The organism is Paraburkholderia sp. SIMBA_054 (assembly GCF_046534875.1).
GTDB lineage: Bacteria > Pseudomonadota > Gammaproteobacteria > Burkholderiales > Burkholderiaceae > Paraburkholderia > Paraburkholderia hospita.
In genome coordinates this window covers 1-271 of record NZ_JAWRXV010000809.1, presented here as the reverse complement: position 1 = coordinate 271, position 271 = coordinate 1, and the positions used below count along the sequence as shown (strand labels likewise).

The 271-nt window shown below is 57.2% G+C and carries 1 pseudogene; it reads left to right on the top strand.

The annotated features are described in order from the left end of the window. Positions 1 to 271 (top strand): annotated as a pseudogene (locus SB822_RS57345) (gfo/Idh/MocA family oxidoreductase); the annotation flags it as partial.

Below are 271 nucleotides of genomic sequence, written 5' to 3'. Positions count from 1 at the left end.
ATTGTGGGGTGCATTATGTGGACGTCATGTGCCAGATCACTGACGCCAAGCCGGTGGAAGTGCGCGGCATGGGATTGCGCCTCTCCGACGAGATCAAGCCGGACATGTATAATTACGGCCATCTTCAAGTGTTGTTCGATGACGGCACGGTCGGCTGGTATGAAGCGGGCTGGGGACCGATGATGTCGGAAACGGCCTTCTTCGTGAAGGACGTCATCTCGCCGAACGGCTGCGTCTCGATCGTCATGAACGAGGCCGTGACCAAATCCGA